This window comes from Streptomyces sp. NPDC050287, assembly GCF_044459385.1.
Lineage (GTDB): Bacteria > Actinomycetota > Actinomycetes > Streptomycetales > Streptomycetaceae > Streptomyces.
Window position 1 is genome coordinate 1 of record NZ_JBITIY010000039.1, and the last position, 4910, is coordinate 4910.

Below are 4910 nucleotides of genomic sequence, written 5' to 3' on the forward strand. Positions count from 1 at the left end.
TTGCCCTCGCGCGGCTGTCAGGAATCGACCGTCAACATACTGATGCCTGCGGAACAGGAGCTTGGCAGGGTGAACGGCGTGAGGCCGACTACGGCCGCGCTGGAGGCGATCACTGAAGCCACAGGCATCTACCGCGACTTGGTCGGGAAGTACGCGAAGAGGGTCGCCGTGGCCACCTCGGCGGCCTCGGCGATCTCGTCGGCACCCGGTGAGACGTCAGCGGAGCAGCAGCCCGGCTCCGCACTCACACCTCCTGCAGGGCCGGTACGCGTCGGCGCTGCGCCGGGGTGTTCAGGCGGCAGGAGACGCAATGCTGCCGACGCGAGGAAAAGGCGAAGAGGAGTCAAGCATGGTGAACACGGAAGACCCGAAGGCGGATACCGCGAGTAACGGGCAGACCCCCACCCGGACTTCGGTCCGCAGACGTTTCGCTCGTCGCGGATGGGGGGCGGCCCTCGTGGCCGCGCTGTCCCTGGTGGTCTCGCTGATGACCGCGCCCCCCGCGTCCGCTTACGTCGGGGCGAACAACCTGCGCAACTGGGAAACCGGGCGGTGCCTGAGCCTCCAAGGCGCATATGTGCACACGGATCCCTGCGAGCTGGGGCTTCCTTCCCAGACCTGGGAGCCGATCTTCATCCGTCACGATGACTATGACGTAGTCACCCTGCGGAACGCGGAAACCCACACGTGCCTGAGCGTAGAGGACGGGGGTTATGTGGGGCACCCTGCGTGCAGCACTACCAGCAGCCGCCAGTGGTTTAAGGCAACGGGGACGGGCTGGGACAAGGTTGAGTTTCTGAGCCTCTTCTGGTGGACCTGTCTAGACAGTAATTACTACGGAAACGTGTATGCTACACTTACGTGCAACGGCGGTGGATTTCAGAAGTGGAAGCTGGGCTACTGAACTAGCCTGATCCAGGGAGGGGCCGCTTCCCGCGGCCCCTCCCGTGGTCGTTTTTTGGGGGGCACCTCGTCAGCCCGCGAGGCGCGAGCTGATTACTCCCGCGACATAGGAGTGACCTGTATCGGACATGAAAACGGCGTCAGTGCCAGCAGCACCGGGAGACGCAGGGTTAGCCCAGTAGCCCAGACTGTTCCAGTAGTTCCACGAGTTCCCCCCATTCCCCACAGGTCGATGAGCGCGGCTTCGAAAGCGACTGCCAGGCCGTGAGCACGGTTCGCGAAGTCCTGGCAGTGGTTGTTCGAGAAGTCGGAAGTCCCGATGTGCGGCAGGACGATGACGAGGTCCGTGTTGCCTACGGCGTCCGCTCCGTTACGGCAGCTGTAGATAGCCCTGCCTGTGCACATCGTGGCTGGTCAGCGGCGTGATGGGGGTGGGTGTGGGCACGAGGACGGCCGCCGCGATCATGACGTGGTGTGACGCAACATCAGAATGAGACGGCCGCTTCAGCCACGGTAGACGACGCAGGCCACGACAGGGCGTTCGGGGCCTTGTTGGCGTCGCTGTCCGACTGTTTCGCCCGCTCTGAACCCCGGGAGACGTTCGCGCGAGTGACACGGGGCATGTTGATGGAGCTCGATGACGTGAACTGCTGGAGCCTGGCCGAAGCGATCGGTGAGCGGGGCCCGCACCGCCTGCACCACCTGCTCTCCTGCGCGGTGTGGAACGAGGAAGCGGTGCTGGAGAGGACCGCGGCCTGGGCCGTGGACCTGCTCGACGACGGCGACGGCATCCTGATCGCGGACGAGACGGGGGACGCGAAGTCCTCGACCGACGCGGTGGCCGCAGCCCGCCAGTACTCCGGCTCGGTCGGCGGCGTGGATCTGTGCCAGGTCGCCGTGCACCTGACCTTCGCCACCGGCGCCGGGCACTGCCTGATCGACCGACGCCTGTACTTCACCAAGGAGTGGGCCGGCGACGAGGAACGCCGCGAACTGACCGGCGTCCCCGACGAGCTGTGCTTCGCGACCAAGCCGCAACTCGCGGCGGACATGCTCCGCGCCGCCTCTCAGCAGGGCATTCCGCCTCGTTCTTCCTGGGCGACGAGGTCTACGGCGGGCGGGAGTTGCGTACCGCCTGCCGCGAGCTGGGCCTGGGCTACGTCGTGGGGGTGCGCTCCAACCACCAGGTCACCACCCCGGCCACGAAGCTGAGCGTGACCAAGGCCGCTGCCCGGCTGCCGAAGCGGGCCTGGCAGCGGATGCGGACCGGCACGGGCCCGAAGGGCATCCGCGACTACGACTGGGCGATGATCGAGGTCACCGCCGACAACACTCCCGAGGGACGCGACCGCGACACGGGGACCTCGGTGCTGCTGGCCCGCCGGCACCGCTACACCCGCACCGTGTCCTACTACCGCTGCTTCGCCCCGGGACCGGTGACACTGGCGCGACTGGTGTCACTGGCGTGTCTCAGGTGGCGGGTGGAGGACGACTTCCAGGACGCGAAGGAGATCTGCCACCTCGACAAAGGCCAGGTCACCTGCTGGAACTCCTGGCACCGCTGGAGCGTGATCACCCTGGTCGCCTACGCCTTCCTGGCCGTCACGGCCGCCCTCGAACGCGCCGCCCAGACCACCCGCGACGAACCCGACGAGGCCGACCTCGTGCCCCTCAGCAGCCACGAACTCCTGCGCTTGCTACGGGCCTTGATCCTTCCGCCGCCCCGACGTGACCGCGATCACCTGCTGTGGTGGTCCACCTGGCGCCGCCGCCATCAACACAGCGCCCGCCTCTGCCACCGCCGTTGGCACGCGTACGCCGACACCACACCGTGATCAGAAAGCTCAGCAGCGGCTATCTACAGCTGCCGTACGAGTGTCCTGCGCCAGAGATCCGTCGGCAGAAGCGGGCAAGGGAGTCGAGGATATCCTCGGCGGTCTTGGTCCAGATGAACGGCTTGGCTGGAACTGCCGCCAGATCCGGCCGACGGTGGACTTCGACAGACCACTGCGCTCGGCCATCGACTTCCGGGACCAGTGGGTGGCGTTCTTGGGCAGTTGTTCCAGCGTGGTGACCACGACCGCTTCCACCTGATCGACGCTGATGGTGGGCGGCCGGCCCGGCCGGGGTTCGTCGGCCAGTCCGTCCAGCCGCTCGGCGAGGAAGCGCCGCCGCCACTTGCGGACCGTGTCGGCGGTCACCCGCAACTCTCGGGCGACCGCGACGATCGGCGGTACGTCCGGACCCGCACACGCCAGCACGATCCGTGCCCGCAGAGCCAGGGCCTGGGCCGATGTCGCCCGCTCGTCGTCAGACAGCAGCAACGGCTCCAGTTTCGGGCCACGACGAGGAACTGACGCACCAGCAGTAGAAGTCACACACCAACTAACGATCAACTACTGGCGCAGGACACTAGCTGCGTGCCTGTCGGGATCGGTTGCGAGGGGCGCGGCGCTTCATCGCGCGACGCTCCTCCTCGCTCAAGCCACCCCACACGCCGGCGTCCTGGCCGGAGCCGAGCGCCCACTGCCGGCACTTTTCCCGCACGGGGCAGACACGGCACAGAGCCTTGGCTTCCTCAACCTGCAGCAGCGTCGGACCGGAGTTGCCGATGGGGAAGAACAGCTCAGGGTCCTCCTCACGGCATGCCGCCTCGAAACGCCAGTCCATGACGATCCTCTCTGTGACAAGCAACGGGATGGGGGAGATGGGTCGGTCGGGCGGGTGCGGCGCTCTCCCGGTTCGTCCGGTGGCGGCCCGGCCTCGCGCTCACGGTCATCGACCGGAACTGACGCGGGCATCCGGGCTGTGTGCGGCCCGGTTGGTCACCCGACGTTCTGGACGAGGCGAGCAACAAGACGGTCGAGGTTGAGGTGATGGTGCTCCGTGCCAAGGGGCACGGCTTGGCATGTTTGCTTGAGGAAAGCGGCGATCATCCGGGCCGGCGCCTCCAGCACGGCGTACACATCGTGAGCTTTCAGAGTGATCTGCACGGTGTCCACGCCGTTGCGGCGGCAGGTGCTGATCACCACATCGCCGACGCCGGCCGGCTCGAGCAGCCCGTCGATGAGCAGAGCGCGGGCGAAGACCCAGTCCATCGTGTCGTCGTCCACGCGGAAGGTGATGCGTACGGCGTAAGGGTCGGCGCTCTTGTAGCAGAGGTCTCCCGGGAACAGAACAGTCCTGTCGTCCGGGACGACGAGTCTCCACGGCACGGGTTCGGAGCTGATCACCACCGGTCCCCGAGGTGTATCCGTGCCCTCTCCTGATCGCGGAATCAGCTTGCGCCGGTCCTCTGGCTGAGGGCCCACCGCCTGATCGCGCGGGCCGGTCGAATCCTGGCTCATTGGGTGTCCTTCCCCTGCTTGAGCGGCCCCTGGTTGCGAGAAATACGGCCCCTGCTTGTGAGGGCTGCCGGGTATCTGTTCGGAGTGCGGCCAGATCCAGAAGGATCAATTCCGCTTGTTGACGGAGAGTGCGGTTGTTGTCCCGCACCGACTTCCTGACGCAGGCTGCGCGTCACCTGGGAGGGGCGGTCGGCAGCAAGACGGTCGGCCACCGGGGGAGGTGGATGCCCTGATCACGTGAGTGGCCGACCGGCGATCGCATCGCGTCGAGGGTCCGGATGGAGTCGGTCGGGGCGATGGACGACGCCGAGCATCAGCCGTCTACCGCAACCTGCGCGTGCCGGTCAGACGGTCGCTGGGCGGCTGCTGAGGCCCACCCTGCTGGTCGACGTTTCATGCCGTCCGGCTGCACGTCATGGGTCGCTCATCGGACGGCTATTTCTTGGTGGGGTCACCACCGCGGTGGGACAAGTCTGTTCAATTCGACGCGGCCGAACAACAACTAATCGTTCATGTATTGATTAGCCGCACTAATGGCGACAACTCGCGGGGTGAAGGGCGAGTCGCCGTAGTCGGCCTCACGCCGTTCACCCTGCCAAGCTCCTGTTCCGCAGGCATCAGTATGTTGACGGTCGATTCCTGACAGCCGCGCGAGGGCAA

General features: G+C 66.5%; 7 protein-coding genes. 3 read left to right on the forward strand and 4 right to left on the reverse strand.

The genetic code is table 11. From position 1 onward, the window contains the following. Positions 1–128 precede the first annotated feature (128 nt). Positions 129–248 carry a TetR family transcriptional regulator gene (locus ACIBK3_RS46630; protein ID WP_399374742.1) on the reverse strand — a complete coding sequence of 40 codons (120 nt, stop codon included), beginning with the start codon at positions 246–248 and terminating at the stop codon, positions 129–131. 101 nt (positions 249–349) lie between these two features. On the opposite strand from ACIBK3_RS46630, the gene ACIBK3_RS46635 reads away from it, so the two are divergent. The 3 genes from ACIBK3_RS46635 (at position 350) to ACIBK3_RS46645 (ending at position 2738) form a co-directional block, all read left to right on the forward strand. Next, on the forward strand, positions 350–904 hold the full coding sequence (locus ACIBK3_RS46635; protein WP_399374744.1) for an RICIN domain-containing protein: 555 nt from the start codon (positions 350–352) through the stop codon (positions 902–904). Positions 905–1524: 620 nt separating this feature from the next. After that, on the forward strand, positions 1525–2115 hold the full coding sequence (locus ACIBK3_RS46640; RefSeq protein ID WP_399374746.1) for a transposase: 591 nt from the start codon (positions 1525–1527) through the stop codon (positions 2113–2115). Beyond that, complete coding sequence (locus ACIBK3_RS46645) at positions 2028–2738, forward strand: hypothetical protein (RefSeq protein WP_399374747.1); 711 nt, start codon at positions 2028–2030, stop codon at positions 2736–2738. The genes ACIBK3_RS46640 and ACIBK3_RS46645 overlap by 88 nt, the downstream gene beginning before the upstream one ends. Before the next feature lie 9 nt (positions 2739–2747). Here the strand turns inward: ACIBK3_RS46645 and ACIBK3_RS46650 are convergent, their stop codons facing one another. The 3 genes from ACIBK3_RS46650 to ACIBK3_RS46660 all read right to left on the reverse strand — a co-directional run bounded on the left by ACIBK3_RS46650 (position 2748) and on the right by ACIBK3_RS46660 (position 4250). Then, the gene (locus ACIBK3_RS46650) at positions 2748–3227 is read right to left on the reverse strand and encodes a helix-turn-helix domain-containing protein (protein ID WP_399374748.1); all 480 of its coding nucleotides are present in this window, start codon (positions 3225–3227) and stop codon (positions 2748–2750) included. An 88-nt stretch (positions 3228–3315) separates the two neighbouring features. Further along, positions 3316–3573 (reverse strand): WhiB family transcriptional regulator, encoded by a 258-nt coding sequence (locus tag ACIBK3_RS46655; RefSeq protein ID WP_399374749.1) that lies wholly within the window; start codon positions 3571–3573, stop codon positions 3316–3318. Positions 3574–3728: 155 nt separating this feature from the next. Further along, entirely contained in the window at positions 3729–4250 is a 522-nt protein-coding gene (locus tag ACIBK3_RS46660) for an SsgA family sporulation/cell division regulator (protein WP_399374751.1), read from the reverse strand. Positions 4251–4910 lie beyond the last annotated feature (660 nt).

What these genes read in the sequence shown, in the direction of transcription:
- ACIBK3_RS46635 (WP_399374744.1), top strand. Translation starts at nt 350, where the DNA reads ATGGTGAACACGGAAGACCCGAAGGCGGATACCGCGAGTAACGGGCAG.
- ACIBK3_RS46640 (WP_399374746.1), top strand. Translation starts at nt 1,525, where the DNA reads ATGTTGATGGAGCTCGATGACGTGAACTGCTGGAGCCTGGCCGAAGCG.
- ACIBK3_RS46655 (WP_399374749.1), bottom strand. Translation starts at nt 3,573, where the DNA reads ATGGACTGGCGTTTCGAGGCGGCATGCCGTGAGGAGGACCCTGAGCTG.
- ACIBK3_RS46660 (WP_399374751.1), bottom strand. Translation starts at nt 4,250, where the DNA reads ATGAGCCAGGATTCGACCGGCCCGCGCGATCAGGCGGTGGGCCCTCAG.